Genomic DNA, 26,271 nt, shown 5'->3' with positions numbered 1-26,271 from the left:
CCAGGCCCTACGGAACGGAACAAGGACGAAGATGATCGACGACGCGCTGCTCGACGCCGAGGAGAAGATGGAGAAGGCGGTCAACGTCGCCAAGGAGGACATGGGCTCCATCCGCACCGGACGTGCGAACCCGGCCATGTTCAACAGGATCAACATCGAGTACTACGGCTCCATGACCCCGGTGACGCAGGTCGCGTCGATCAACACGCCCGAGCCGCGCCTGGTCGTCATCAAGCCGTACGAGGCGTCGACGCTCCGTGACATCGAGACCGCGATCCGCAACTCCGATCTCGGCGTGAACCCGACCAACGACGGCACGATCATCCGCGTCGCCATCCCGCAGCTCACCGAGGAGCGTCGCCGCGACCTGGTGAAGCAGGCCAAGGGCAAGGGTGAGGACGCGAAGGTCGCCATCCGCAACGTGCGCCGCAAGGCCGCCGACGAGCTCAAGCGCATCCAGAAGGACGGCGAGGCGGGCGAGGACGAGGTCACCCGTGCTGAGAAGGAACTCGACAAGACCACGGCCACGTATGTGCATCAGGTCGACGAATTGGTGAAGCACAAAGAAGACGAATTGCTCGAGGTGTGAGCGAGAAGGCATCCGACCCCGAGAACAAGACCGGCCCCGAGAAGAAGTCACGGGCAGGTCGTGACCTGCCGGCCGCCATCGCGGTCGGAGGCACTCTCGGCGTCAGCATCATCCTGATCCTGCTGTTCGCGCCGATGCTCTGGTACGTCCTCGTCGCGGTCGCCTTCGCGATCGCGACCTGGGAGGTCACCAAGCGGCTGCAGACCGCGGGGTACAACGTCGCGTTCTGGCCGCTGCTCATCGGCGGTCAGGCCATCATCTGGGTCAGCTGGCCGTACGGGCCCACCGGCGTGCTGGTCGCGTTCGTCGCGACCGTGCTGGTGTCGATGGTGTGGAAACTGCTCGCCCAGGGCATCTCGAACGCACCGGAGAACTACCTCAAGGACCTCGCCCTCACGGTGTTCGTGCTGGCCTGGCTACCGCTCCTGGCGTCTTTCGGCGTCCACCTCGTCACGCAGGAGGACGGCGCCGCCCGGGTCGCGACCCTCATGGTGGTCGTCGTCTGCTCCGACGTCGGCGGATACGCCGCCGGTGTCATGTTCGGCAGGCACCCGATGGCGCCGGCGATCAGCCCCAAGAAGTCCTGGGAGGGTCTCGTCGGTTCGCTGCTCGTCGGCACGATCGGCGCGGTCGGCTGCATCACGTTCCTGATCGGCAGCCACTGGTGGATCGGTCTGATCCTCGGACCCGTGCTGGTCGTGTGCGCAACGCTCGGCGACCTGGTGGAGTCGCAGGTCAAGCGTGATCTCGGCATCAAGGACATGGGCACGCTGCTGCCGGGCCACGGCGGCATCATGGATCGCCTCGACAGCCTGCTGCCCTCGGCGTTCGTGGTGTGGGCGGTGCTGACGGCTCTGCTGTAAGGAGCCCGACCTACCCGGCGGCCCTCTTCAGCGCCCGACGCAGCTGCAACATGCGCAGACCGCCGATGATGGCGACGATCAACGCACCCGCGATCGCGGCGATCAGCAGGCTCACCCCGAGCGGGAGGTTGACCTCCCAGAAGATCAGCTCGATCCGCTGACTCTCCAGGTTCTGCACGATGAACACCAGCAGCAGGACCAGGATGATCGCGCCGATGACGACGCCGAACCAGGTCGCGCGGGTGCGGGTGTGCTCGACGTCGGCGACGGTCTGGCGCAGACGGTCGCGCTCGGCCAGCACGGCGTCGTGATCATCCGCGGTCGGCACCGGGGTCACGGCTGCGGGCTCGGGGACGGGCACGGTGTCATGAGCAGGGTGGGGCTCGCCCTGCGAACCCCACTGGGGGACCGGATTCCCGGTTCGTCGGCGATCGGGTGTGGTCATGGGTTCATCATGACATGCGACAATGGCCCGATGACCTCATTACCGCTGGTGTTCGACGCGCCCAAACGTGGGCTGCCGCCGACACACTTCGCCGACCTCGACGCCGCCGGCCGCGTCGCGGCGCTGGCCGAATTGGGTCTCCCGAAGTTCCGGGCCGATCAGCTGGCCCGGCAGTACTACGCGCGCCTCAACGGCGACGTCGAGGAGATGACCGATCTGCCCGCGGCCTCCCGCGACGCCGTGCGAGAAAAGCTCTTCCCGCAGCTCCTCACGCCGGTGCGGCACATCTCGTGCGACGGCGACTCGACCCGCAAGACCCTGTGGCGCCTGCACGACGGCACTCTCCTCGAGAGCGTGCTGATGCGCTACACCGAGCGCAACACGCTGTGCATCTCCAGTCAGGCCGGCTGCGGCATGGCCTGCCCGTTCTGCGCCACCGGACAGGGTGGCCTCGACCGCAACCTGTCGACCGCCGAGATCGTCGACCAGGTGCGGGCCGCGGCGCGTGCCCTGCGCGACGGGGAACTCGGCGAGCCGGGACGCCTGTCGAACGTCGTGTTCATGGGCATGGGCGAGCCGCTCGCGAACTACAAGCGCGTCGTCAGTGCCGTCCGCCAGATCACCTCGCCGGCACCCGACGGGCTCGGGATCTCGGCGCGATCGGTGACCGTCTCGACCGTCGGTCTCGCCCCGTCGATCCGGCGTCTCGCCGATGAGGGTCTCGCGGTCACGCTCGCGCTGTCCCTGCACACCCCCGACGACGAACTGCGCGACACCCTCGTGCCGGTCAACAACCGTTGGTCGGTGGCCGAGGTGCTGGAGGCCGCGCGCTACTACGCCGACACCACCGGACGCCGCGTCTCCATCGAGTACGCGCTGATCCGCGACGTCAACGACCAGCCCTGGCGGGCCGACATGCTGGGACAGAAGCTGCACAAGGCGCTCGGCTCCCTCGTGCACGTGAACCTCATCCCGCTCAACCCCACACCGGGCTCGGAGTGGGATGCCAGTCCCAAGCCGGTGGAACGGGAGTTCGTGCGCCGCGTCCGCGAACAGGGCGTGTCCTGCACGGTGCGCGACACCCGCGGGCAGGAGATCGCCGCGGCCTGCGGCCAGCTCGCCGCCGAAGAGCGCTAGCCCGCTGGAGGCTGTGGACACAACAAACGCTGAACGGCAAAGCCGTTCAGCGTTTTTCGAATGTCTGGGTCAGGGGTGCGTCAGGACCACTTGCCGCGGTTCATCCACCAGCCGCGCACCACGAAGTACAGGACTCCGACCGCGAAGGCGATGAGCCAGAGGTCCTCGACGTGGCCGGTGTGGTTGCCGATCATCATGAGCAGCAGGAAGGCCGCGAAGAAGATGGCGGCACCGTAGAAGGTCTTCGTCGCCGATCCGAACCAGCCGAAACGAGCCGACGGTGCATCGGCGGGCTCACGACGCCAGCCGGTGTCGATGACGTCGGCGTGTCCGCCAGTGTGCTCCACATCGGTGCTTGCCACAGCCACTCCTCACAGCGCGGGTCGTCAGAAGTCTGACGAACGGTAGTAGTTCTCGATCAGCATAGCGGCACGGTGATCTCGCCGACCGAGCCCGGTGGGTGATTCGGTGACAGAATGCGGCACATGTCTTCGTCCGAGTTCCGCGCCGGCCCGGGTGCGGGCCGTTCCCTGGCCGACTACCGCGCCGAGGCCTATCCCCGCGACATGGTCGGATACGGTGCCACGCCACCGAATCCGCAGTGGCCCGGCGACGCGAAGATCGCCGTCCAGTTCGTTCTCAACTACGAGGAGGGCGGCGAGAACAACGTGCTCGAGAACGACCGCGGCAGTGAGACCTTCCTGTCGGAGATGGTCGGCGCCCAGCCTTTCCCGAACCGGCACATGAGCATGGAGAGCATGTACGAGTACGGCTCGCGGGCCGGGGTGTGGCGGGTCCTGCGCGCCTTCGACCGCCGCGGGTTGCCGCTGACGATCTTCGCGGTCTCCCAGGCGATGGCCCGTAACCCCGAGGTGGCGGCGGCCTTCGTCGATCGCGGCCACGAGATCGCGTGCCACGGCTACCGGTGGCTCAACTATCAGCTGATCGACCCCGAGGTCGAACGTGATCACATGCGCGCAGGCATCGAACTGCTCACCGAGATCACCGGTGAACGCCCACGCGGCTGGTACACCGGCCGGGACTCACCCAACACGCGGCGCCTCGTCGTCGAACAGGGCGGATTCACCTACGACTCCGACAGTTACGCCGACGATCTGCCGTATTGGGTGAAGGTCCCGCGCGGCGACGAACTCGTCGATCACCTGGTCGTGCCCTACACCCTCGACACCAACGACATGCGGTTCTCCTCGCCCGGCGGCTTTCCGTCGGGGGAGCAGTTCTTCGCGCATCTGCGCGATGCCTTCGACGTGCTCTACCGCGAGGGCGTCGAGGGTGCGCCGAAGATGCTGTCTGTCGGACTGCACTGCCGGCTCGTGGGCCGGCCGGCACGGCTGGCGGCTCTCGAGCGGTTCCTCGACCACATCGGGTCCCACGACGACGTGTGGATCACCCGCCGGATCGACATCGCCGAACACTGGCGGAAGGTGCACCCGGCCGGCTGACACAATGGACAACGTGCCCACACGTGTCTTGATCCTCGGTTCGACCGGCTCCATCGGCGTTCAGGCGCTCGAGGTGATCGCCGAACATCCCGACCGCTTCGAGGTCGCCGGTCTCGGCGCGGGTGGCGGGAACCTCGACCGGCTGGCCGATCAGGCCGCGGCCTTCGGGGTCCCCGCATCTCGGCTGGCCGTCGCCGACGAGGCTCGCGCCGCCGAGCTCGCCGAACGACTCGGAGCGCCGGTTCTCGGTGGCACCGAAGCCATGTGCGACCTGATCGATGCGGTCGCCGCCGACGGCGGAACCGATGTGGTGCTGAACGCCGTGGTCGGTTCGATCGGCCTGGCGCCCTCGCTCGCCGCGCTGCGGACGGGTGCGCGTCTCGCGCTCGCGAACAAGGAGTCCCTCGTCGCCGGCGGGTCGCTCGTCCTCGATGCGGCGGCTCCCGACCAGATCGTCCCCGTCGACTCCGAGCATTCGGCCATTGCCCAGTGTCTGCGCGCCGGAACCGCCGCCGAGGTGGACCGCTTGGTCCTCACCGCGTCGGGCGGACCGTTCCGCGGCTGGTCGGCCGAACAGCTCCACAACGTCACCCCCGAGCAGGCCGGGCGCCATCCCACCTGGTCGATGGGCCCGATGATCACCCTCAACTCGGCGACCCTGGTCAACAAGGCCCTCGAGGTCATCGAGGCGCACCTGCTCTTCGACGTCGACTACGACCACATCGACGTCACCGTCCATCCGCAGTCGATCGTGCACTCGATGGTGACCTTCGTCGACGGCGCGACCGTCGCCAAGGCGTCGCCGCCGTCGATGAAGCTGCCCATCGCGCTGGCACTGGGCTGGCCGGATCGTGTCCCCGGATCGTCGACCGCGTGCGACTTCTCCACCGCCTCGGCGTGGACGTTCGAGCCCGTCGACGACAAGGTCTTCCCGGCGATCGAGCTCGCCCGGGAGGCGGGACGGGGTGGCGGGAGTCTCACCGCGGTGTACAACGCCGCGAACGAGGCGGCCGCCGCGGGCTTCTTCGCAGGTACGATCCGTTTTCCGCGGATCGTCGAGATCATCGGTGAGGTGCTCGGCGAGGCGGATCAGTGGCGAGTCGAGCCAGGTACTGTGGAGGAGGTCTTCGCCGCCGATCGGTGGGCCCGGGAGCGCGCCGCACAGCTGGTCGCCGCCTCGTCGTGATCGGTGCGCATCGTGATCTGGATGGAGTGAGTACGTGAGTTTCGCGATCGGTGTCACGCTCTTCGCGGTGGCGCTGTTGCTGTCGGTCGCCTGGCATGAGTGCGGTCACATGTGGGCCGCACAGGCAACCGGCATGAAGGTCCGTCGCTACTTCGTTGGCTTCGGGCCGACGATCTGGTCGACGCGCCGCGGCGAGACCGAGTACGGACTCAAGGCGATCCCGCTCGGCGGCTTCTGCGACATCGCGGGCATGACCCCGCACGAGGAGCTCACCGCCGACGAGCAGGACCGGGCGATGTACAAGCAGAAGGCCTGGAAACGCCTCGTCGTGCTGTTCGCCGGTCCCGCGCAGAACTTCATCCTCGGCTTCGTCCTGATCATCATCGTCGGCCTCACCTTCGGGCTGCCCGATCTCAGCCCGCCGCCGACCCCGGCGAAGGTCGCCGAGACCCAGTGCGTGTCGTCGACGATCACCATCGCCGACGGCGAGCAGACCAACTCGCCCTGCACCGGCGGCGGACCTGCGGCCGCCGCGGGTCTGCGCCCGGGCGACGAGATCGTGGCCATCAACGGGACACCCGTCGGCAAGGCCGCGGACCTGACCCCGGTCATCCGTGAGTCCACGGGCCCGGTGGTCCTCACCGTCGACCGCGCCGGTGAACGCCTCGACCTGACGATGACGCCCGAGCCGGTCACCGTCACCGCCAAGCGCGCCGACGGCACCACCGAGAGCGTGTCCTACAACATGGTCGGCATCGCCTACGACGCCCCGCCGGCGATCAAGGACTTCAGCGGCCTCGACGTGATCCCGGGTGCTTTCGTCTTCACCGGCGACCTGATCAAGGAGACCTGGAACGCGCTCCTGTCGCTGCCCACCAAGATCGGTGCACTGTGGACCGCGGTGACCGGTGGCGAGCGCGCGCTCGACACCCCGGTCAGCGTCTACGGTGCCTCGGTGCTCGGCGGCCAGGCGGTCGAACGCGGCCTGTGGGACATGTTCTGGATGCTGCTGATCAGCATCAACTTCTTCCTCGGCCTGTTCAACCTGGTCCCGCTGCTGCCGCTGGACGGCGGACACATGGCGATCGTCGGCTATGAGAAGGGCCGCGACACCGTCCGTCGCTGGTTCGGCCGGGCCCCCGGCGCGGCAGTCGACTACTACAAGCTGCTCCCGATCACCTACGCCGCGGTGGTGGTGATGGCCGGCTTCATGGTGCTCACCCTCACCGCCGACATCATCAACCCGATCAATCCGTGGTGACCTCCCACAACGAATTCCCACCCGACACCCGACACCCGACACCCGACACACCCACACCCGAATCCCAGAGGTGAATGCGATGAACGCCCCGACTCCTGCCAACGCCGTGCCGATCGGGCTCGGCATGCCGGCCGGACCCCCGCCGGTGCTGGCCCCGCGCCGCAAGACCCGGCAGCTGTTCGTCGGCTCGGTCGGCGTCGGCAGTGACCACCCCATCTCGGTGCAGTCGATGACGACCACCAAGACCCACGACATCAACGCGACCCTGCAGCAGATCGCGGAACTCACCGCGTCGGGCTGCGACATCGTGCGCGTGGCCTGCCCGCGACCCGAGGACGCCGAGGCGCTGCCGATCATCGCGAAGAAGTCCAAGATCCCGGTCATCGCCGACATCCACTTCCAGCCGAAGTACATCTTCGCCGCGATCGACGCGGGGTGTGCGGCGGTGCGCGTGAACCCGGGCAACATCAAGGAATTCGACGGCCGCGTGAAAGAGGTCGCGAAAGCCGCCGGGGACGCGGGCATCCCGATCCGCATCGGCGTGAACGCGGGCTCCCTGGACAAGCGCATCCTGCAGAAATACGGCAAGGCGACGCCCGAGGCGCTCGTCGAGTCGGCGCTGTGGGAGGCGGGTCTGTTCGAGGAGCACGGCTTCGGGGACATCAAGATCTCGGTCAAGCACAACGACCCGGTGATCATGGTCGAGGCCTACCGCCAGCTGGCCGCCCAGTGCGACTACCCGCTGCATCTCGGCGTCACCGAGGCCGGTCCGGCGTTCCAGGGCACCATCAAGTCGGCCGTGGCCTTCGGTGCACTGCTGAGCGAGGGCATCGGCGACACCATCCGCGTGTCGCTGTCGGCGCCGCCGGCCGAGGAGATCAAGGTCGGCGACCAGATCCTGCAGTCGCTCAACCTGCGTCCCCGCAAGCTCGAGATCGTGTCGTGCCCGTCGTGTGGCCGTGCCCAGGTCGACGTCTACAAGCTGGCCGACGAGGTGACCGCCGGCCTCGAGGGCATGGAGGTCCCGCTGCGTGTCGCCGTCATGGGCTGCGTGGTCAACGGACCGGGTGAGGCCCGCGAGGCCGACCTCGGCGTCGCCTCCGGAAACGGCAAGGGTCAGATCTTCGTCAAGGGCGAGGTCATCAAGACCGTGCCGGAGGCGCAGATCGTGGAGACATTGATCGAAGAAGCGCTGCGGATTGCCGAGGAATCAGGGGAAACTGGAGACGGCACGCACGTCGGCCCGCCGGTGGTCACCGTCTCCTAGGGTCCGCGACCCGAACCGAACGGGCGCTGTCGCGAGTCCCCATGGGGAAGTGAGGAGCGGTGGTGCTGAAGCTACTGGGCGACAAACCGCTCGGCGCGCGTGACTCGGCGGCCGTCGAACGCGTCCTCATGTCCGACCCGGTGGCGATGTGCATGGTCGCCGCGAGGTTCGAAACCCACGGCATCAACCCGCGCCTGCTCGGCGGTGAACTCTGGACCGCGCACGATCCGTCGACGTCGCTGTGCTTCTCCGGCGCCAACCTGATCCCGCTGATCGGGTCCGCCGACGACCTCGACTACTTCTCCGATCGCGCGGTCGCCGCACCCCGCGCCTGCTCGTCGATCGTCGGCCGCGCCGACCTGGTGTTGCCGATGTGGCAGCAGATCGAGCCCGTTTGGGGTCCGGCGCGAGAGGTACGTCCGGTCCAGCCGCTGCTGGTCCTGTCCGGGAATCCGGCGGTCCCGTCGGATCCGGCCGTGCGGCTGGTGACCCTCGACGATCTCGACGCCTACATGCCGGCCGCGGTCGACATGTTCATCGGTGAGGTCGGCGTCGACCCGACGGCCGGCGACGGCGGACGTTCGTATCGCAGACGGCTGGCGTCGCTGATCTCGGCGCAACGTGTCTTCGCGCGTTTCGACGGTCCCGATGTCGTGTTCAAGGCGGAGATCGGGTCGCTGTCCCGGCGCGTCGGCCAGATCCAGGGTGTGTGGGTGTCGCCGGACCGACGCGGTGAGGGTCTGGGCCTGGGTGGCACCGCGGCCGTCGCCGAGGCGGTCGCCGCCCACGGACGACTTCCGAGCCTGTACGTCAACAGCTTCAACGAGACCGCCCGTGCGGTGTACGACCGTATCGGGTTCACCGAGGTCGGTACCTTCGCGACCGTCCTCGTCGACTGAACGGATCTCCGGGCGACGTCACACCGTGGCCTCCCGCGTGGCTTCCCGGGATCGGCCCGTCGCGGCCCTAGACTCGACCGCGATGTGGCGCACGCGAACTCGATGGACCCCGGCGGTGATCGTCGCGGTCTGTGCTGTCGTGATCACCGCGACCGCCGCCTGCTCGTCCGCGGAGGACGACGGCCCGCGCCGGGCCGCAGAACGATTCCTCGAGGCGTACTCGCAACAGGAACTCGACGCCGCGGCCGCCCTCACCGACGTGCCGCAGACCTCCCGCTCGGCGATGGAGTCGGCGTGGTCGGGACTCGCCGCGGAAGAGCTCGAGGCGAAAGCCGGCCGGGTCCGCGTCACCGGTGACACCGCCGAGGTGCAGGTCGACTACACCTGGGCGCTGCCGCGCGGTCGTGACTGGTCGTACGACGCGACGCTGCGCCTGGGCCGATCCGACTCCGGCTGGGCGGTGCGCTGGGCGTCGACCGCGGTCCATCCGAAACTCGGCGCCGACCAACGACTCTCGCTGCAGATCATCGAGGCGCCCCGGGCGACGGTGAACGAGGCCGACGGTTCGGAGGTCATGGTCAACGGCACTGTCGTCGGCGTGAACTTCGACCCGGAGAAGGCCACCGAACTGGGGGCCTCGGTCGCGTCCTCGGTCACGAGCGCGGTCGCCGTGCTGCGTCGGTTCAACCGCGACCTCGACGAGCAGCTGATCACCGAACAGGTCACCTCGAACGGTCAGCAGTATCCACTGGCCCGCCTCACCCACGCCCAGTTCGACCGGCTGCGCGACCAGCTCGCGATCCCCGGCGTCGTCACCAACGAACAGGCCGAGCTGGTCCCCAAGGACCCGAAGTTCGCGCCGGCGCTGCTGACCGAGGTCAAGAAGGTCGTCGACGGCGAGGTCGCCGGACGTGCCGGCTGGCGGGTGGTCTCGGTGAACCCCAACGGACTCGACGCCGACGTGCTGGCCGACCACGACGCCGACCCGTCGCCCGCCGTGTCGCTCAGCCTGTCGCGGACCGTGCAGAACGCCGCTCAGCGAGCGGTCAACGCCGCCAACAGGTTCCAGGTCGCGATGGTCGTCGTGCAGCCGTCCACCGGCCGAATCCTCGCCGTCGCACAGAACCCCAACGCCGACCGGCAGGGTCCGATCGCGACGACCGGCCTGTACCCGCCCGGTTCGACCTTCAAGATGGTCACCGCGGCTGCCGCCATCAACCGCAAGATGGCCGGACCCGACACCACCGTCGGCTGCCCGGGGGAGATCCAGATCGGTCCGCGCCTGATCCCGAACTACAACGGCTTCTCGCTCGGCACGGTGTCGATGCTGCAGGCGTTCGCCGCGTCCTGCAACACCACGTTCGCCAAGCTCGCCAGCCAGATGGGTCCGTCGGACCTCGCCCACGCCGCCGCGGCGATGGGGATCGGTCAGCGGTACTCGATCGCCGGCCTCGACGCGGTGTCCGGGTCGGTGCCCATCGAGAACGAACTGGTCGCACGCAGCGAGGACGGCTTCGGCCAGGGCAAGGTGCTGGTGTCACCCCTCGGCCTGGCGCTCGTCGCCGCAACCGTCGCCAACGGTTCCAAAGCCCCGGTGCCGCAACTGATCCTGGACAAGCCCACCGAAATCGAGGGGCCGACCCCGACGATGCCGCCGGAGGTCTACCAGCAACTGCGGCCGATGATGCGCGCGGTCATCACCAGCGGTACCGCGTCGGTCATCGACGGTCGCGGAGCGGTGTTCGGCAAGACCGGTGAGGCCGAATTCGCCGGCGGATCACACGCCTGGTTCGCCGGCTACCGCGGCGACATCGCCTTCGCGACGCTCGTCGTCCGCGGTGGCGACTCGAACAACGCGGTCGCCGTCACCCGCGACTTCTTCGACGGGCTGGGCCCGGGGTACGCGATCCGTACGCCCTAGCTGCGTTCGGGCAGGATCACCCGGCGCCCGCCGTGGTCGATGACCTCGACCGGATGGTCGTAGGTGCGGCTCAGCAGTTCGGCCGTCATCACCTCGTCGGTGGAACCGATGGCGAGCAGCTCACCGTGTTTCATCACCGCGATGCGGTCGGCGTAAGCCGCGGCGAGGGTCAGGTCGTGCACGACGAGCAGCACGGCGTTTCCGGCATCGCGGTGGATGCGCAGGATCTCGAGGACCTGTTCCTGGTGGTGGATGTCGAGGGCGGCGGTCGGCTCGTCGAGCATCATCACCGGGGTGTCCTGGGCCAGCGCCCGCGCCAGCGACACCCGGGCCTGCTGTCCGCCGGACAGCTGGGCGAAGGGGCGGTCGACGATGTCGGAGAGTTCGCACAGGTCGACGGCGTCGGCGATGACCGCGGGGGAGTCGGCGGCCCGCGGGGTCCGCAACCAGGGATAGCGGCCCATGGCGACGACCTCGGCAACGGTGAACGGGGTGTCCACGCGGTTCTGCTGGGTGACCACGCTGCGGTGTCGTGCGAGCTCGCGCAGCGAGGTGGTCGACACGTCCCGTCCGTCGATGGTCACGCGACCGCTCTTCGGGGGACGCGTGCCCGACAACACCGACAGCAGCGTCGATTTGCCGCATCCGTTGGGGCCGACCAGCGCGACGAGTTCGCCGGCATGGACCTCCAGGGACACACCGCGGACGACCTCACGGCCGCCGAGCTCGACCCGGACGCTCTCGGCGGCGATGCCCGGCGTACCCGGGGGTTGCACGACGGCGGTCACCAGCCCGCTCCCGCACGACGGCTGCGGCGCAGCAGAATGAAGAAGACCGGCCCGCCGATCAGTGCGGTGAACATGCCGAGGGGGAGGTCGGCGTCGCCGAGTATCGTGCGGGCCGCGAGGTCGGCGCCGGTGATGACCAGCGCGCCACCGATCACGCTGGTGGGCAGCAGGATCGAGTGTTTGGGGCCGACGATGAGTCGCATCACGTGCGGGACCACGAGGCCGACGAAGGCGATGATCCCGGCGAAGGCGACGGCCGCGGCGGTGAGGATCGCGGTCAGCACGATCGCCTGACGTCGAACCGATTCCACGTTGACGCCGAGCGACGCCGCCTGGATCTCACCGAGGGCGAGCAGGTCGAGTTTGTGGACCAGCAGTACGCAGGCGGCGACGCCCACGACCACGAGTGGCGCCACCACCCAGATCTCGCTCCAGGTGCGGCCGGCCAGCGAACCGAGCTGCCAGAAGATGATCTGCTCGCGGGCGGCGGTGGAGGCGACGAAGGTCAGGAAGGCAATGACGCCCGCGGCGAACGCGTTCACCGCGATACCGGTCAGCACCAGCATGATCGCCGACGACGATCCGTCGCGCAGCGAGAGCAGGTAGACCGCGGCGGCGGTGACGAGTCCGAAGAGGAAGGCCGCGCCGGCCAGCGCCCAGTTCCCGGCGGCCCCACCGGCTCCCGCCGATCCACCCGCGAGGACGATCACCAGGCAGGCGCCGATGGCCGACCCGGAGGACACCCCGATGATGCTCGGCTCGGCGAGCGGATTGGCGAGGACGCCCTGCAGCAGGCACCCCGCGGCGCCGAGTGCGGCACCGACGAACAGTCCGAGCACGATGCGCGGGAACCGGACGTTCCAGAGCGCCCCTTCGCCGTTGGGATGTGAGGGCAGCGGCCCGATCTCGAGGTGGAAGTGGTGCGCGATGCTGCCGAGCACCTCCAACGGTGGGATCTCCACCTGACCGATCCCGGCGGAGACGATCGCGAGCGTCGCGGTCGCGAGAAGCATCACGGCGACGACGACGGTGTTGCGCATCCGGTGCGAGCGGGCGGCGACTGGTGCCGCGGCGTCGGTCCTGGTCTCGGCGGTCGGGATGCTCACGTGTAGATCGCCTTCGCCAGCGCCGAGAGGACGAGTCCGACATCGGGGCCGAAGGCCAGGATCTTGCTCTCGTCCATCTGCACGACGCGGCGGTTGCGGCCCGCCTCGGTGTCGGCGATCCCGGGAAGCGTCAGCACCCCGTCGGGTCCGCCGACGGTGTCGGCGCCCTGGGTCATGACGATGAGGACGTCGGGGTCGGCGGTGATCATCGACTCGGCGGTGACGGCGGTGAACGCACCGGTGAGCCGGGCCGCCTCACCGGCGTCCCGGCCGCCGAGTTCGGCGATCAGATCGTCGGCGCCCGAACCGGGACCGGCGAGGAGCAGGAGATTGCGGCCGCGGATGTAGAGGAAGGCCATCGTCGGGTCGCCGGAGGGGTCGGGGACGAGATCGCGGGCCGCCTCGATCTGCGCATCGGTGCGGTCGACGAGCTTCTCACCCGCCTCGGGAACGCCGAGTGCCTTGGCGACCGACCGCATCAACGTGTCGTTGGACGCGAGGTCGCGAGTGGCGGGGAACACCACGACGGTGACCCCGGAGTCGCGGATCTGGTCCACCGCGGTCACCGGTACCGTCGACTCGCTGACCAGCAGGACCGTCGGTGCAAGGGCCAGAACGGATTCGGCGTTGAGGCTGTGCCCGCGGTTCGTCACCACCGGGAGTCCGATCGCGGACGGGAAGGCCGTCGAGGTGTCGCGGCCGACGACCCGCGAGCCCATGCCGAGAGCGAAGACGATGCTGCCGAGGGTGCCGCTGACGTCGACGGCGATGATCCGGCTGGTGTCGGTCACGGTCACCGGTCCGTAGCGAACGGAATCGACGGTGACCGGCAGTGCCGATCTCGGATCGTCGGCGACGGGTGTCACGTCGTTTCCGTCGAGGGCGGCCGTCTGCGGCCCGTTGCGAAGGTGCGCACCGGGGGAGTGCCGGTCCTGTTCGATCGGGGTGACGAAGCACGCCGAGACGGTCACCATGGTGAGGACCACCACCAGCAAGGCCCGCACCGATCTGATCGACGCGCCCACCGTCACCACCTTCGAATCGGTTTCCGACGCCCAGTGGCGTGGAAGTCTTAGGGCGAGCTTAGTTGTCGCGAGCTTGCCGTCCGCGCGCCGGTCCTCCTCGGACGGGCGGATAAAGTGGTTCGCATGCCAGTTCGCAGTGTCCTGACCCCCGGTACCCCGACGCCGATCCGGACCGTGCCCGACTTCATCGAGCGGCCGGAATACGTGTGGAAACCCACCGTGAACGAGGGCCACGAACCCTGGGTGCAGACGCCGGAGACCATCGAGAAGATGCGCCTCGCCGGCAAGATCGCCGCGAATGCGCTCGCCGAGGCCGGCAAGGCCGTCGCACCCGGCGTGACGACCGATGAACTGGACCGGATCGCGCACGAGTACATGGTCGACCACGGCGCCTACCCGTCGACGCTGGGCTACAAGGACTTCCCGAAGTCCTGCTGCACCTCGCTCAACGAGGTGATCTGTCACGGCATCCCGGACTCGACCGTCATCGCCGACGGCGACATCGTCAACATCGACGTCACCGCCTACATCGACGGCGTGCACGGCGACACCAACGCGACCTTCCTCGCCGGGGACGTCGAGCAGGAGGTCGTGGATCTCGTCGAGCGCACCCGTACCGCCACCGAGCGGGCGATCAAGGCGGTCAAGCCGGGACGCGAACTCAACGTCGTCGGTCGCGTCATCGAGGCGTACGCGAATCGCTTCGGCTACAGCGTCGTCCGCGACTTCACCGGGCACGGCATCGGCGAGACCTTCCACAACGGGCTCGTGGTGCTGCACTACGACGAGCCCAACGTCGACACCGTCCTCGAACCCGGCATGGTGTTCACCATCGAGCCGATGATCAACCTCGGCGGCCTCGCCTGGGAGATGTGGGACGACGGCTGGACCGTGGTGACCGCCGACCGGAAGTGGACCGCGCAGTTCGAACACACCCTCGTGGTCACCGAGGACGGCGCAGAGATCCTGACCCTGCCGGACGCCTGATCGGCATTCCCCTGACTAGGCCGGGAAGCGCACGGGCTGCGGCTCGTTGCTGGTCGTCGTGGTCCCGTTGCCGAGCTGTCCCTTGCCGTTGAGTCCCCAGCAGTACATCTCGGCGCCCGCGACCGCGCAGACGTTGGCCGAGCCGGTGGTCACCTGGGTGACGCCCGACAGCCCGTTGATCCGGCTCGGGGCGTGGTCGGGGAGCGTGCTCCGCGAACCCCAGCAGTAGGCGGAACCGCTCGCCGCGGCGCAGGCGGCGTAACCCGCGGTGGAGACCTGTGTCGCGCCCCGCACATCGATCGGGGTCGGTCGCTGTCGGCTGACCTCGGTGCCGTCGCCGAGTTGACCGGAACCGTTCTCGCCCCAGCAGAACACGGTCCCCGAGCCGCCGGAACCGTTCGCCACCGCGCACGTCGAATAGAGACTCGTGCTGATCGAGGAGGGGGAGTCCAGGTCGAGCCTGGTCGGGGTGGGCCGGTTGGTGGTGGTGCCATCGCCGACCTGCCCGTCGGCGTTGTTGCCCCAGCAGTAGGCGGAGCCTGCGGCGATGGCACAGGTCGTCGTGTGCGAGGTCGAGACCGCCGTGACATCGGACAGACCCGAGACCCGCGTCGGGGTGGGGATGGTGGGGTCGGTGCCCGCACCGGTCTGCCCGTTGAGATTGTTGCCCCAGCAGTAGAGGTCGCCGGAGCTGATCGCGCAGGTGGTGAGGCCGACGGCCACCGCTCTCACGTCGGTCAGGCCGGACACCTTGGTCGGCAGCGTGACGTTCTGGGCGGTCGGCCCGGCACCCTGGCCCCAGCAGTAGAGGTCGCCCGAGGCGATCGCGCAGGTTCTACCGAGGCCGCCCATGCCGACCGCCGACACGTCCTCGAGACCGGACACCTTCTCCGGGCGCGCCCGGTCCGTCGTCGAACCGTCGCCGAGGGTGCCGTACAGGTTTCCGCCCCAGCAGAACAGCTCGCCGCCACGCACCGCGCAGGTGCTGTCGCCGCTCGAGGCGATGGACTCGAAGTCGCCCGAACCCGTTGTGGCACTGGTCGATCCGGCGGACGAACGCGAAGGCGTCGAGGTCCCTGAGGTCGTGGTCGCCGGGGCGTCGTCGGAGCCGACCAGGACGATCGCGGTGATCACGAGCGCCAGGACGAGGACGAAGACACCGGCGCCGACGCCGACGAGGAGTCCGGTGCGCTTCTCGGACGGTGCCGGGGTGAAGCCGCCGGCGAAGACCGGGGCCGAGGTGTGTGGCCGGTGCGGGTGGTAGCCCGGTGGCGGGAGCGGGGGGCGCTGCCGGGTAGGCGGGTGTTGCCGAGCCGGAGGGTGATGGCCGACGCGTGGCGGAAACGCCGGGGCCGGCGTGGTGGGCGCCGCACGACGCGGGCCCGCGGCCGCCGCCTGCTCGAGTGCCCGCGCGAAGTCCGTGCACGAGGCGAACCGGTCGCCGGGCTGCTTGGCCAGCGCCCGGGCGAAGACCGGATCGAGATGCGGCAGAGCCGGATCGTGGTCCGACGGCCGGGGCACGGGGGAGTTCACGTGACCCGAGATGAGTGCCATCGGCGTCGTGCCCGGGAACGGCTGACGGCCGGTGAGCAGCTGGAAGACGGTGCAGGCCAGGGCGTACTGGTCCGAGGCGGGGATCGCGGCCTCGCCGGTGAGCAGCTCGGGGGCGGCGTAGGCCAGGGTGCCGACGAACAGGTTGGTCGCGGTCATCTTGTTGCCGTCGACCAGTCGGGCGATACCGAAGTCGAGAACCGTGACGCGGGTGATGCGGCCGTCCGGTCCGCGGGCGACGACGATGTTCGCCGGCTTGATGTCGCGGTGGATGACCCGCTGACCATGCGCGTAGTCGAGAGCGTCGGCGACGCGACCGGCGATGGTGACGACCTCGTCGACGGGCATCGGGCCGGCGCCGGTGAGGTCTTTGCCGTCGAGGTAGGTCATCGAGAACCACGGGCTGCCGTGCTCGACGCCGTGGGTGAAGACGGTGACGATGCCCGGGTGATCGAGGGCCGCCGCTGTCCGGGCCTCGTTGCGGAACCGCTCGTGGAAGCTGGGGTCCGCAGGATTCGGCGAGATGATCTTCAGGGCCTCGCGACGGCCCAGTGTCGGGTGTTCGACGAGCCAGACCTGGCCCATCCCGCCGCGCCCGAGCAGGGAGACCACGCGATACCCGGCGAACACCGATCCGGGTTCCACGATCTCCACGCCCGACGACCCCCCTGTCCCGACCTGCTCGCACAGGCCCTCCCGGCCACGCCCTCGCAGGCGTTGCCGTCACTGTAACCAGCCGGAGCGGCCGGCGAGGCAAGTGGTGCGTCGTGTGAACGACCCCACCACTACGCTGTCGTGGTGGCCGATCTCGGTGGTGCGTTGCTCGTGGGCGGGACCAGTAGTGACGCCGGTAAGAGTCTCCTCGTCGCAGGTCTCTGTCGTGCTCTCGCGCGCGACGGCGTCCGGGTCGCGCCGTTCAAGGCGCAGAACATGTCCAACAACTCGGTGGTGACGCTCGACGGCGGTGAGATCGGCCGCGCCCAGGCCCTGCAGGCCTTCGCCTGCGGGCTCGAACCCTCGACGCGGTTCAATCCTGTTCTGCTGAAACCCGGCAGCGACCGGCGCTCCCATGTCGTGCTGCGAGGGCGCCCGGCCGGGGACGTCGGTGCCCGGGACTACATGGCCTGGCGGTCCCGGCTGAGGGAGGTCGTCACCGAGGAGCTCGCCGCGCTCCGCCGCGACTTCGACGTCGTGCTCTGTGAGGGAGCGGGTTCGGTCGCCGAGATCAACCTCCGCCGCAACGACATCGCCAACATGGGGCTCGCGCAGGCCGCACGGCTCCCGGTGCTGCTGGTCACCGACATCGACCGCGGTGGCTCGTTGGCGTCGCTGTTCGGCACCACCGCGATCCTCGAACCCGCAGACCAGGCGCTGATCGCGGGCTACGTCGTCAACAAGTTCCGGGGCGACCCGAGCATCCTCGAACCCGGGCTCCGGCAGGTCGAGGAGATCACCGGCCGCCCGACCCTCGGTGTCCTGCCGTTCGCCGACGACCTGTGGCTCGACGCCGAGGACTCCCTGGCGGCGCCCGTCGGCCGGCGGGTCGGACCGCCGCTGAACCCGGCCGGTCCGGGCGCGCGGCTCCGCGTCGCCGCGATCCGGTTGCCCCGCATCTCCAACTCCACCGACGTCGAGGCGCTCGCCTGCGAACCGGGCGTCGACGTGACCTGGGTCGACGACCCGGGCAGTGTCGCCGCCGCCGACCTGGTGGTGATCCCGGGAACCCGTGCCACGGTCTCCGACCTCGCCTGGATGCGCGACCGCGGGATCGCCGACGTGGTCACCGCCCGCGCGGCCCGGGGCGCCCCGGTCGTCGCCATCTGCGGGGGTTTCCAGATGCTGGCCCGCACCATCGACGACGCGATCGAATCCGGTCGTGGCCGCGTCGACGGCCTCGGTGTGTTCGATCTCGACATCTCCTTCGCCACCGACAAGACGTTGCGTCAGGTCAGCGGCACCAGCCGCGGTGGAGAGGTGATCAGCGGTTACGAGATCCACCACGGGCGGGTCGTCGGGTCGCGGGAGGACACCTGGATCGTCGACGACGCCGCGGGTCCCGAAGGTGCGGTGCGAGGCGCGATCCGTGGGACGCACTGGCACGGACTGCTGGCCAACGACGCCTTTCGGCGTCGGCTGCTCACCGAGGTGGCCGCCGAGGCCGGTGTGCCGGACTTCCGGGTCGCGGGCGACACCGAGGTGGAGGCGATCCGGCGGCGACAGGTCGACACGATGGCCGACCTGGTCAGCGAGCATCTCGACATGGACGCGGTGATGCATCTCATCGAGGACGGTCCGCCCGTGTCGGCGTCCGTCATCCGCCATCACCTGGACCCCGACACCGGTTCGGCGCAGACGCTATCGTGGCCCAATGACTGAAGATCAGCGTCAGGTGACCGTCAACGGCCTCACCTTCGACGTCCGGATCGGGGGACCGGAACGGGGCCCGTGGGTCCTGCTGCTTCACGGATTCCCGGTGGACGGATCCTGCTACGACGCGGTGCTCCCGCGACTCCACGAATCGGGCCTGCGGACGTTGGTCCTGAACCAGCGCGGCTACAGCCCCGGCGCACGACCCGAGGCCGTCGAGGACTATCACCTCAGCCACCTGGTGTCGGATGTGATCGCCGTGCTCGACGAACTGAAGGTCGGGTACGCGATCCTCGTCGGGCACGACTGGGGCGGCATCGTCGCGTGGCATCTCGCGGGCAAGTACCCCGACCGGTTCACCGGTCTGGTGGTCGCCAGCACCGGCCACCCGTCGGCGATGCGGGATGCACTCGCGGCGAGCGATCAGCGCGAACGATCGTCCTACATCCTCGATTTCGTCGCCGACGGCGCCGAGGAGACACTCCTCGCCGACGACGGCGCCAAGCTGCGCGCGGCCGGGGTCACCGCCGATGAGCTCGCCCCGCTGCGCGAACCGGGCGCCCTGCGGGCTGCATTGAACTGGTACCGGGCCAACTTCGTCGGCGACATCAAGGGCACCATGGCGTGCCCGCCGGTGGAGATCCCGACGACGCTCGTCTGGAGCGACGCCGACGCCGCGCTCGGCCGTGAGCAGGCGCAGGGCAGCGGCCGGTACGCCTACTCCGACTTCCGGTTCTGCGAACTGGCCGGCGTCGACCACTGGATTCCGCAGAACGCTCCCGCCGAACTGGCCAGCGAGATCGCCCTGCGGTCGACGGTGTTCTAGATCGCCACTAGATCTCCAGACCCAACAGCGCGTTCTCGAGCACCTCGGGCATCGCCGGGTGGATCCAGTACTGCCCCTTGGCGACCTCGAGGGCGGTCTGGCCGAAGGACATCGCCTGGATGACCGGCTGGATCACGGTCGGGGCCTGCGGGCCGATGATGTGCGTGCCGAGGATCTTGCCGGTGCCGCGTTCGGCGATCACCTTGCAGAAGCCGGTGGTGTCCTCCATCGCCCAGCCGTAGGCGACGTCACCGTAGGCCTGGACCTTGACCGTGATGTCGTACCCGGCGTCGCGGGCCTCGTCCTCGGTCATCCCGACCGAGGCGATCTGCGGGTGCGTGAAAACGGCCGCGGGGACGAACCGGTGGTCGAATTCGACGAGATCGTCTGCGTCCCAACCTTTGAGCAGGTTGGCCTGCACCACCCGCTCCTCGTGGTTGGCGACGTGCTTGAGCTGGTAGGGCGAGCTGACGTCGCCGAGCGTCCACACCCCGCGCGCGGCGGTGCGGCCGCGAGTGTCGCAGCGCACCCGGCCCTCCTCGTCGAGTTCGATGCCGACCGAGGACAGATTGAGGCGGTCGCCGTTGGGTTTCCGGCCGGTGGCGACGAGCAGGACATCGGCCTCCAGTTGGGTCCCGTCGTCGAACTGCAGGCGTACCCCGCCGTCGGGCAGATCCTCCGCACCGGTGATCCCGGTGTCGAGGTGGACGTCCCACTTCTCCTTCGCCACCTGGGTGAAGCGGTTGGAGATGTCGGCGTCCTGTTTCCGCAGCAGCGCGGGGCCGCGGGCGATGATCGACACCTTGGAACCGAGGGCACCGAAGACATGCGCGAATTCGGCTGCGATGTAACCGCTGCCGACGATGACGAGTCGCTCCGGCAGTTCCGGCAGCCGCATCACGTCGTTGTTGGTGTAGTACGTGACGCCGGAATCGGCGATGACCGGTGGGATGACCGCGCGGGAGCCGGCGGCCAGGACGACCTCGCGCGCGAGAACCGTTGCACCGTCGGCGGTGACGAGACGGTAGAGGCCGTCATCGTCCCGGCCGTCGAACTCGACATGGGAGCTGTACACGGTGATGTTCTCGCACCGGTCGACGCGATATTCCTTGCCGCCCTCGGAGATCGGGTCGATCCGTCCGAACACGCGCTCGACGATGCCGGGCCAGTCCACCGAGTCCACCTTGGCGTGCACACCGAGACGTGCTCCCTGCGTGGCGATCTCGGCGACCTCCGCCGCGTAGACGAACATCTTGGTCGGGATGCAGCCGACGTTGAGGCAGGTGCCGCCGTACACGCCTTCCTCGAAGATGGCGATCGTCTTGTCGACGTAGCGCTCGTCGGGGATGGAGTTGCCGCTGCCGGAGCCGATGATGGCCAGGTCGACGACCTGCGTGGCGGTCATAGGGTGCTCTCTTTCCTACTGGTTTCCGAGGATTCGGTGGCGGGCCGGATGGTGTGGGTGAGCCAGTCGTCGACCTCGCGATAGGCCTGCTCACGCGCATGTGGCACGGAGAGGAAGACGTCGTGGCGGGCATCGGGGATGGGGACGGTCGACACGCGTCCGCCGAGGCAGCCGCTCCAGCGGGCGATCTGGCGGACGTCGAGGACGACGTCGGCGCGATCGGTCGACGCCGAGTAGCTTTTCGCGAAATGGGTCTTGTCCGACCGCAACACGAGTGCCGGCGTGCCGACGTCGATGCCGCGGTGCAGCCGCCGTTGCCCGCTGCGGACGGCGTTCAGGAACCCGAAGGTGACCGGAAAACCGCCCATCGGTTTGAGGGCGAGGTCGTAACTCCACTCGCCGTGCGCACTCTCGTGAAGACTCTCGCCGTAGGCCGAGGAGAGTTCCTGCGGGATCACGCGGGTGGGTTGCACCGCGGCCACCGCCTTGATCAGCATCGTCACCGGCAGCGTCCGCAGGACGGCGTCGCCCTGGAGATCCAGCCACGGCGAGTTGAGCAGCAGGCCGTCGACGAGCCCGTGCCGGGCCGGGTCCTGCTCGCGCAGCCGGTCGAGCCACAGCGCGGTGATCAGGCCACCCGTCGAATGTCCGGCGATGATCGTGCGGGTGTCCGCACCCACCTCCTCGGCGATCAGCTCGAGCGCGAGGCCGAGTTCCTCGTCGTATCGAGCGAGGTCCGTCGTGAAGTGGGCGGTGTGGTGGCTCTCCCGCGACCGTCCGCACTTACGCAGGTCGATCGCGTAGAACGCGTAGCCGCGGGCGGTGAAGAAATCGGCCAGCGGCTCGTGGAAGAAGTAGTCGGTGAAGCCGTGGACATAGAGCACCGCGCCGGCCACGGGCCGCGGACCGGCGATCCGCGCACCCGCCTCGGCGCGGCGGATCAGGGTCGCGGTGACGGGTGATTCCCCGTCCGGATCGTCGCCCAGCGGGATGGTGCGGAGTTGGTAGTGGTCCAGGAAGCGGTCGGGTTGCCAGCCGGTGCCTGCGGATACGCTCACAGCAGCCAGCTTAGTGACCCGTCTGCTCGGGCAGGGGACGCCGCGGAAGTGTCACGGATGCCACAGTTGAGCAGGTCGATTCTGTGACAGGACGTGCCATGCTGGACAATGGCCGATGTAGAGATCGTTGATCAGGTTGAAGTGGAGTCCAGGTGTCGAAAACGGTGATCAAGACCGACGTGGCGTTGGTGGGTGCAGGCATCATGAGTGCCACCCTGGGAGCGCTGCTCCGTCAGCTGCAGCCCGATTGGTCCATCAGCCTGTTCGAACGGCTCGACGCCGCTGCGGCGGAGAGCAGCGACCCGTGGAACAACGCGGGCACCGGGCACTCGGCGCTGTGTGAGCTCAACTACACGCCCAAGACCGCCGACGGCGACGTCGACATCACCAAGGCGCTCAACATCAACGAGCAGTTCCAGGTGTCGCGTCAGTTCTGGGCACATGCGGTCGACAAGGGCATCCTCGGCGATCCCTCGGAGTTCATCAACCCGATCCCGCACGTCGCCTTCACCCACGGCGACGCCGGCGTGAAGTACCTGCGCAAGCGCTACGACAACCTCGCAGGACAGACCCTGTTCGAGGGCATGGAGTTCATCGACGATCCCGCCGAGTTCACCAAGCGTCTCCCGCTGATGTCGGCCGGTCGCGACTTCTCCGACCCGGTCGCGCTGAACTGGTTCGACCAGGGCACCGACGTAGACTTCGGCGCGCTGACCCAGCAGCTGCTCAACTATGTCGCGCAGGGCGCCGACATCTACTTCGGTCACTCGGTGACCAACCTGTCCAAGCAGTCCGACGGCAGCTGGATCGTCAAGGTCCGCAACGGCCGCACCGGCGACGTCCTGAAAGTCCATGCGAAGTTCGTCTTCGTCGGCGCCGGCGGCGGTGCGCTGCACCTGCTGCAGAAGTCGGGCATCAAGGAGGCCAAGGGCTTCGGTGGCTTCCCGGTCTCGGGCGAGTTCTTCCGCTGCACCAACCCCGACCTCATCGGTGAGCACCAGGCCAAGGTCTACGGCCAGGCCGCCGTCGGCGCACCGCCGATGTCGGTGCCGCACCTCGACACCCGTGTGATCAACCACAAGCCGGGCCTGCTGTTCGGCCCGTACGCCGGCTGGTCGCCCAAGTTCCTCAAGTCGGGAAAGATCACCGACCTGCCCGCCTCGATCAAGCCCGGCAACCTGCTGCCGATGGTCTCGATCGCGCCGCAGGAGTTCGGCCTGCTCAAGTACCTCATCAGCGAGCTCGCCGCGAACAAGGCCGACCGCGTCAACACGCTGTCGGAGTTCGTGCCGCGTGCGCTCGGAGCCGACTGGGAGCTCATCACCGCAGGTCAGCGCGTCCAGGTCATTCGCAAGACGGGTGTCGGCGGCAAACTCGAGTTCGGTACGGCCGTGGTGACCTCCGAGGACGGCACCATGTCCGGCCTGCTCGGTGCGTCCCCGGGTGCCTCGACCGCGGTTCCGGCGATGCTCTCGGTGCTCGAGAAGTGCTTCCCGGCCGAATACGCCGGCTGGTCGCCGAAGCTCACCGAGATCATCCCGTCGTTCGGTCAGACGCTCAACGACAACCGTGACCTGTACCGACAGGTGTGGGATTGGACCAACAAGTCCCTGCGGCTGACCGGTCGCGATGCGAGCACCGTCCAGACCGACGCGCTCGCCCCCGCCACCGCGGGGTGATCCCGGGCGGTCAACTGTGCTAACCACGACACATGAGTCCTGAACCGCAGCACGACCGGCGCCCGCAGGTACACCGCAGTACGTCTGCCGAGATCGACGCGGCCACGCTGTACCGGCTCCTGCGGCTCCGGGTCGACGTGTTCGTCGTGGAGCAGGCCTGTCCGTACCCGGAGATCGACGGCCGTGACCTCGAGCCGACGACGCGTCAGTTCTGGATCACCGAGAGCGGCGAACCCGACGACGACGCCGTGCTGGCGACCCTGCGACTCCTCGAAGAGCCGCCGGGGCCGGACGGTGGGACCGTCTACCGGATCGGGCGTGCCTGCACGGCACGGGCGCATCGCGGCCATGGGCTGGTCGCCCGGCTCCTGACGGTTGCGCTCGACGAGGTCGGGGACCGACCCTGCCGGATCGAGGCGCAGGCCTACCTCACCGAGATGTACGGCAAGTTCGGTTTCGTCGCCGAGGGCGACGAGTACCTCGAAGATGGGATCCCGCACGTGTCGATGCTCCGATCCGGTTCCCGATGACCGACGTCCAGGATTCGGCCCCGGTCCGCTATCCGTTCAGCGCGGTCGTCGGACAGGAACAGCTCAAGCTGGCCCTCGTCCTGTCCGCCATCTCGCCGGGCATCGGCGGCGTCCTCATCCGCGGCGAGAAGGGCACGGCCAAGTCGACCATCGTGCGCGGGCTCGGCCCGCTGATCGGCGGAGACGACCGATCCGGGCGCGTCGTCGAACTGCCGATCGGCGCGACCGAGGACCGGGTGATCGGTTCACTCGACCTGACCTCCGTGCTGCGCGACGGTCGCGCGGAGTTCACCCCCGGGCTCCTCGCCCGCGCCCATCGGGGTGTTCTCTACATCGACGAGGTCAACCTGCTCGCCGACCATCTCGTCGATGTCCTCCTCGATGCCGCCGCGAGCGGGCGCGTCACCATCGAGCGTGACGGCGTATCCCACACGCAGGAAGCAGATTTCGTGCTCGTCGGCACCATGAACCCGGAAGAGGGGGAGTTGCGCCCGCAGCTCCTCGACCGTTTCGGGCTGGCGGTCGACGTCGCCGCGGGAAAGGATCTCGACGAACGTGTCGAGGTCATCCGGCGGCGGATGGCGTTCGACGCCGACCCGGACGGGTTCGCGGCCGAGTACCTCGAAACCGAACATGAACTGGCACAACGGATTCATGCGGCCCGGGAAGCGGTGAGCGGAGTCGAGATCCCGACGCGCGAACTGCGCCGCATCGCCGGCATCTGCGCCCACCTCGACGTCGACGGACTCCGCGGCGACATCGTCGTCGCGCGCACCGCCGCCGCACACGCGGCTTGGCGCGGGGCTCCGACGGTGGACGAGGAGGACGTGCGGGCCGCCGTCGAACTCGCCCTGCCGCACCGCAGGCGCCGCAACCCCTTCGACGAGTCCGGTCTCTCGAACGACCAGCTCGACGACGCCATGTCGGCCGGCCAGGACGCCGCCGGCCCCGGCTCTCCCGATTCCCCGGACGACGATCCGACACCGCCGGAGGGTGGACCGGGCGGCGGTGCCCCGGAGCCGGGGGAGTCCTCGGAATCCTCCGGGGCCTCGGAAGAGGCCAATACGCACGAAGACTCGGAGCCCGGGTCGCAGCGGGCCCCCGGGCCCGCTTTCGGTGCCGCCCCGACGCCGACGGGGCGCCGGGTGCGTGCGCTCCGCGTGACCGGGGTCGGAGACGGAGACCCCGGCCGCCGGTCGAAGGCGCGCAGCCGGCGCGGGCACACGACCCACGCCGTCGACTTCGCCGACGGCCGGCCGGTGCACCTGTTCGCCACCGTCCTCGCCGCGGCGGGCCGGGCGCCGCAGTCGTCGGTCCGCATCGCGGCACCCGATTTGCGCGCAGCCGAACGCATCGGCCAGGAATCCAATCTCGTCGTCTTCGTGGTGGACCTGAGCGGATCGATGACCGCCCGCCGCCGGCTCACCGCGGTCGCAGAACTGTGCGTCGAGATGCTGCGGGACTCCTACACGCGTCGTGACCGGGTGGCCGTGGTCGTCGCCCGCGGCGGTACCGCGACGCTGGCCGTGCCGCCCACCAAGTCGGTGGACATCGCGGTGCGCCGCCTCGCCGAGATCCGTACCGGTGGCCGGACGCCACTGGCCGAGGGGCTGACCCTGGCCGGCGACGTCGTCGAACGCTGTCGCCGCACCGAACCGAATCGTCGGCCGCTCGTCGTCGTCCTCACCGACGGTCGCGCCACCTCCGGCCGGGATGCCCCGGCACGGGCGCGGCTCGCGGCGTCGGCGATCCGGCGCCGGGGGATCGAGTCGGTGGTCGTCGACTGCGAGCAGGGGCTGGTGCGGCTCGGCCTCGCCGCCGACCTCGCCTCCCACCTCGGCGCCGAGTTGCTGACCATGGACGAGCTGTCCGCGACCGCGCTGACCCGCGGTGCGGCCTGATACCGGTTACTGAAGGA

General features: G+C 69.0%; 23 protein-coding genes. 15 read left to right on the top strand and 8 right to left on the bottom strand.

Annotation, left to right across the window (positions count from 1 at the left end; genetic code table 11):
• Positions 1 to 31 precede the first annotated feature (31 nt).
• Positions 32 to 589, top strand: a complete 558-nt coding sequence (gene frr / locus GKZ92_RS13585) for a ribosome recycling factor (RefSeq protein WP_006359272.1) — start codon at positions 32 to 34, stop codon at positions 587 to 589.
• Positions 586 to 1,452, top strand: coding sequence for a phosphatidate cytidylyltransferase (locus GKZ92_RS13580; RefSeq protein ID WP_006359273.1), 867 nt, complete (start codon positions 586 to 588; stop codon positions 1,450 to 1,452). Before frr ends, GKZ92_RS13580 begins: the two co-directional genes overlap by 4 nt.
• Positions 1,453 to 1,462: 10 nt before the next feature.
• Here GKZ92_RS13580 and GKZ92_RS13575 read toward each other — a convergent pair whose 3' ends face one another.
• Positions 1,463 to 1,897: a LapA family protein gene (locus GKZ92_RS13575; protein WP_035754099.1), complete on the bottom strand. Its 435-nt coding sequence runs from the start codon at positions 1,895 to 1,897 to the stop codon at positions 1,463 to 1,465.
• Positions 1,898 to 1,927: 30 nt separating this feature from the next.
• Here GKZ92_RS13575 and rlmN point away from each other — a divergent pair, with 30 nt between their 5' ends.
• Complete coding sequence (gene rlmN / locus GKZ92_RS13570) at positions 1,928 to 3,034, top strand: 23S rRNA (adenine(2503)-C(2))-methyltransferase RlmN (protein ID WP_035754100.1); 1,107 nt, start codon at positions 1,928 to 1,930, stop codon at positions 3,032 to 3,034.
• An 80-nt stretch (positions 3,035 to 3,114) separates the two neighbouring features.
• Here rlmN and GKZ92_RS13565 read toward each other — a convergent pair whose 3' ends face one another.
• Positions 3,115 to 3,396, bottom strand: a complete 282-nt coding sequence (locus GKZ92_RS13565) for a DUF2631 domain-containing protein (RefSeq protein WP_006359276.1) — start codon at positions 3,394 to 3,396, stop codon at positions 3,115 to 3,117.
• 114 nt (positions 3,397 to 3,510) lie between these two features.
• On the opposite strand from GKZ92_RS13565, the gene puuE reads away from it, so the two are divergent.
• The 6 genes from puuE (at position 3,511) to GKZ92_RS13535 (ending at position 11,031) form a co-directional block, all read left to right on the top strand.
• The gene (gene puuE / locus GKZ92_RS13560) at positions 3,511 to 4,497 is read left to right on the top strand and encodes an allantoinase PuuE (RefSeq protein ID WP_042375886.1); all 987 of its coding nucleotides are present in this window, start codon (positions 3,511 to 3,513) and stop codon (positions 4,495 to 4,497) included.
• Positions 4,498 to 4,510: 13 nt separating this feature from the next.
• A complete protein-coding gene (gene dxr, locus GKZ92_RS13555; RefSeq protein ID WP_035754162.1) occupies positions 4,511 to 5,683 on the top strand; it encodes a 1-deoxy-D-xylulose-5-phosphate reductoisomerase in 1,173 nt (390 codons plus the stop codon).
• A gap of 34 nt (positions 5,684 to 5,717) precedes the next feature.
• Entirely contained in the window at positions 5,718 to 6,944 is a 1,227-nt protein-coding gene (locus GKZ92_RS13550; protein WP_035754101.1) for a M50 family metallopeptidase, read from the top strand.
• 79 nt (positions 6,945 to 7,023) lie between these two features.
• Complete coding sequence (gene ispG, locus GKZ92_RS13545; protein ID WP_006359280.1) at positions 7,024 to 8,211, top strand: flavodoxin-dependent (E)-4-hydroxy-3-methylbut-2-enyl-diphosphate synthase; 1,188 nt, start codon at positions 7,024 to 7,026, stop codon at positions 8,209 to 8,211.
• Between the two features lie 62 nt (positions 8,212 to 8,273).
• On the top strand, positions 8,274 to 9,110 hold the full coding sequence (locus tag GKZ92_RS13540) for a GNAT family N-acetyltransferase (RefSeq protein WP_035754163.1): 837 nt from the start codon (positions 8,274 to 8,276) through the stop codon (positions 9,108 to 9,110).
• Positions 9,111 to 9,192: 82 nt separating this feature from the next.
• Positions 9,193 to 11,031, top strand: a complete 1,839-nt coding sequence (locus GKZ92_RS13535) for a penicillin-binding transpeptidase domain-containing protein (protein ID WP_042375889.1) — start codon at positions 9,193 to 9,195, stop codon at positions 11,029 to 11,031.
• Here the strand turns inward: GKZ92_RS13535 and GKZ92_RS13530 are convergent.
• The 3 genes from GKZ92_RS13530 to GKZ92_RS13520 are packed head-to-tail and all read right to left on the bottom strand — an operon-like array spanning position 11,028 to position 13,899.
• Positions 11,028 to 11,819 carry a heme ABC transporter ATP-binding protein gene (locus GKZ92_RS13530; protein WP_006359283.1) on the bottom strand — a complete coding sequence of 264 codons (792 nt, stop codon included), beginning with the start codon at positions 11,817 to 11,819 and terminating at the stop codon, positions 11,028 to 11,030. The genes GKZ92_RS13535 and GKZ92_RS13530 overlap by 4 nt on opposite strands.
• Positions 11,816 to 12,925, bottom strand: coding sequence for a FecCD family ABC transporter permease (locus tag GKZ92_RS13525; RefSeq protein ID WP_035754103.1), 1,110 nt, complete (start codon positions 12,923 to 12,925; stop codon positions 11,816 to 11,818). Before GKZ92_RS13525 ends, GKZ92_RS13530 begins: the two co-directional genes overlap by 4 nt.
• Positions 12,922 to 13,899 (bottom strand): heme/hemin ABC transporter substrate-binding protein, encoded by a 978-nt coding sequence (locus GKZ92_RS13520; protein ID WP_042375910.1) that lies wholly within the window; start codon positions 13,897 to 13,899, stop codon positions 12,922 to 12,924. The genes GKZ92_RS13525 and GKZ92_RS13520 overlap by 4 nt, the downstream gene beginning before the upstream one ends.
• Positions 13,900 to 14,073: 174 nt before the next feature.
• On the opposite strand from GKZ92_RS13520, the gene map reads away from it, so the two are divergent.
• The gene (map, locus tag GKZ92_RS13515) at positions 14,074 to 14,937 is read left to right on the top strand and encodes a type I methionyl aminopeptidase (RefSeq protein WP_042375891.1); all 864 of its coding nucleotides are present in this window, start codon (positions 14,074 to 14,076) and stop codon (positions 14,935 to 14,937) included.
• A 15-nt stretch (positions 14,938 to 14,952) separates the two neighbouring features.
• Here map and GKZ92_RS13510 read toward each other — a convergent pair whose 3' ends face one another.
• Entirely contained in the window at positions 14,953 to 17,142 is a 2,190-nt protein-coding gene (locus GKZ92_RS13510; protein ID WP_042375892.1) for a protein kinase domain-containing protein, read from the bottom strand.
• Positions 17,143 to 17,286: 144 nt separating this feature from the next.
• Here GKZ92_RS13510 and GKZ92_RS13505 point away from each other — a divergent pair, with 144 nt between their 5' ends.
• Together GKZ92_RS13505 and GKZ92_RS13500 are read left to right on the top strand one after the other, a co-directional pair.
• Positions 17,287 to 18,864 (top strand): cobyric acid synthase, encoded by a 1,578-nt coding sequence (locus GKZ92_RS13505; protein ID WP_187346507.1) that lies wholly within the window; start codon positions 17,287 to 17,289, stop codon positions 18,862 to 18,864.
• Between the two features lie 13 nt (positions 18,865 to 18,877).
• A complete protein-coding gene (locus GKZ92_RS13500) occupies positions 18,878 to 19,681 on the top strand; it encodes an alpha/beta fold hydrolase (protein ID WP_081724851.1) in 804 nt (267 codons plus the stop codon).
• A gap of 7 nt (positions 19,682 to 19,688) precedes the next feature.
• On the opposite strand, the gene mtr is transcribed toward GKZ92_RS13500, so the two are convergent.
• Positions 19,689 to 21,086, bottom strand: a complete 1,398-nt coding sequence (mtr, locus tag GKZ92_RS13495; RefSeq protein WP_035754108.1) for a mycothione reductase — start codon at positions 21,084 to 21,086, stop codon at positions 19,689 to 19,691.
• Entirely contained in the window at positions 21,083 to 22,144 is a 1,062-nt protein-coding gene (locus GKZ92_RS13490; RefSeq protein ID WP_035754109.1) for an alpha/beta hydrolase, read from the bottom strand. Before GKZ92_RS13490 ends, mtr begins: the two co-directional genes overlap by 4 nt.
• Before the next feature lie 152 nt (positions 22,145 to 22,296).
• Here GKZ92_RS13490 and mqo point away from each other — a divergent pair, with 152 nt between their 5' ends.
• The 3 genes from mqo to GKZ92_RS13475 are packed head-to-tail and all read left to right on the top strand — an operon-like array spanning position 22,297 to position 26,254.
• Positions 22,297 to 23,823 carry a malate dehydrogenase (quinone) gene (mqo, locus tag GKZ92_RS13485; RefSeq protein WP_035754111.1) on the top strand — a complete coding sequence of 509 codons (1,527 nt, stop codon included), beginning with the start codon at positions 22,297 to 22,299 and terminating at the stop codon, positions 23,821 to 23,823.
• Between the two features lie 32 nt (positions 23,824 to 23,855).
• A complete protein-coding gene (locus GKZ92_RS13480) occupies positions 23,856 to 24,353 on the top strand; it encodes a GNAT family N-acetyltransferase (protein WP_006359294.1) in 498 nt (165 codons plus the stop codon).
• A complete protein-coding gene (locus tag GKZ92_RS13475) occupies positions 24,350 to 26,254 on the top strand; it encodes a VWA domain-containing protein (RefSeq protein ID WP_035754112.1) in 1,905 nt (634 codons plus the stop codon). The genes GKZ92_RS13480 and GKZ92_RS13475 overlap by 4 nt, the downstream gene beginning before the upstream one ends.
• The last annotated feature ends 17 nt before the right edge of the window (positions 26,255 to 26,271 follow it).

It is taken from the genome of Gordonia sp. 135 (assembly GCF_009720185.1).
GTDB classification, from domain to species: domain Bacteria; phylum Actinomycetota; class Actinomycetes; order Mycobacteriales; family Mycobacteriaceae; genus Gordonia; species Gordonia alkanivorans.
Note: the sequence above shows the minus strand (reverse complement) of the source record. Positions and strands in the feature narration are given on the sequence as shown.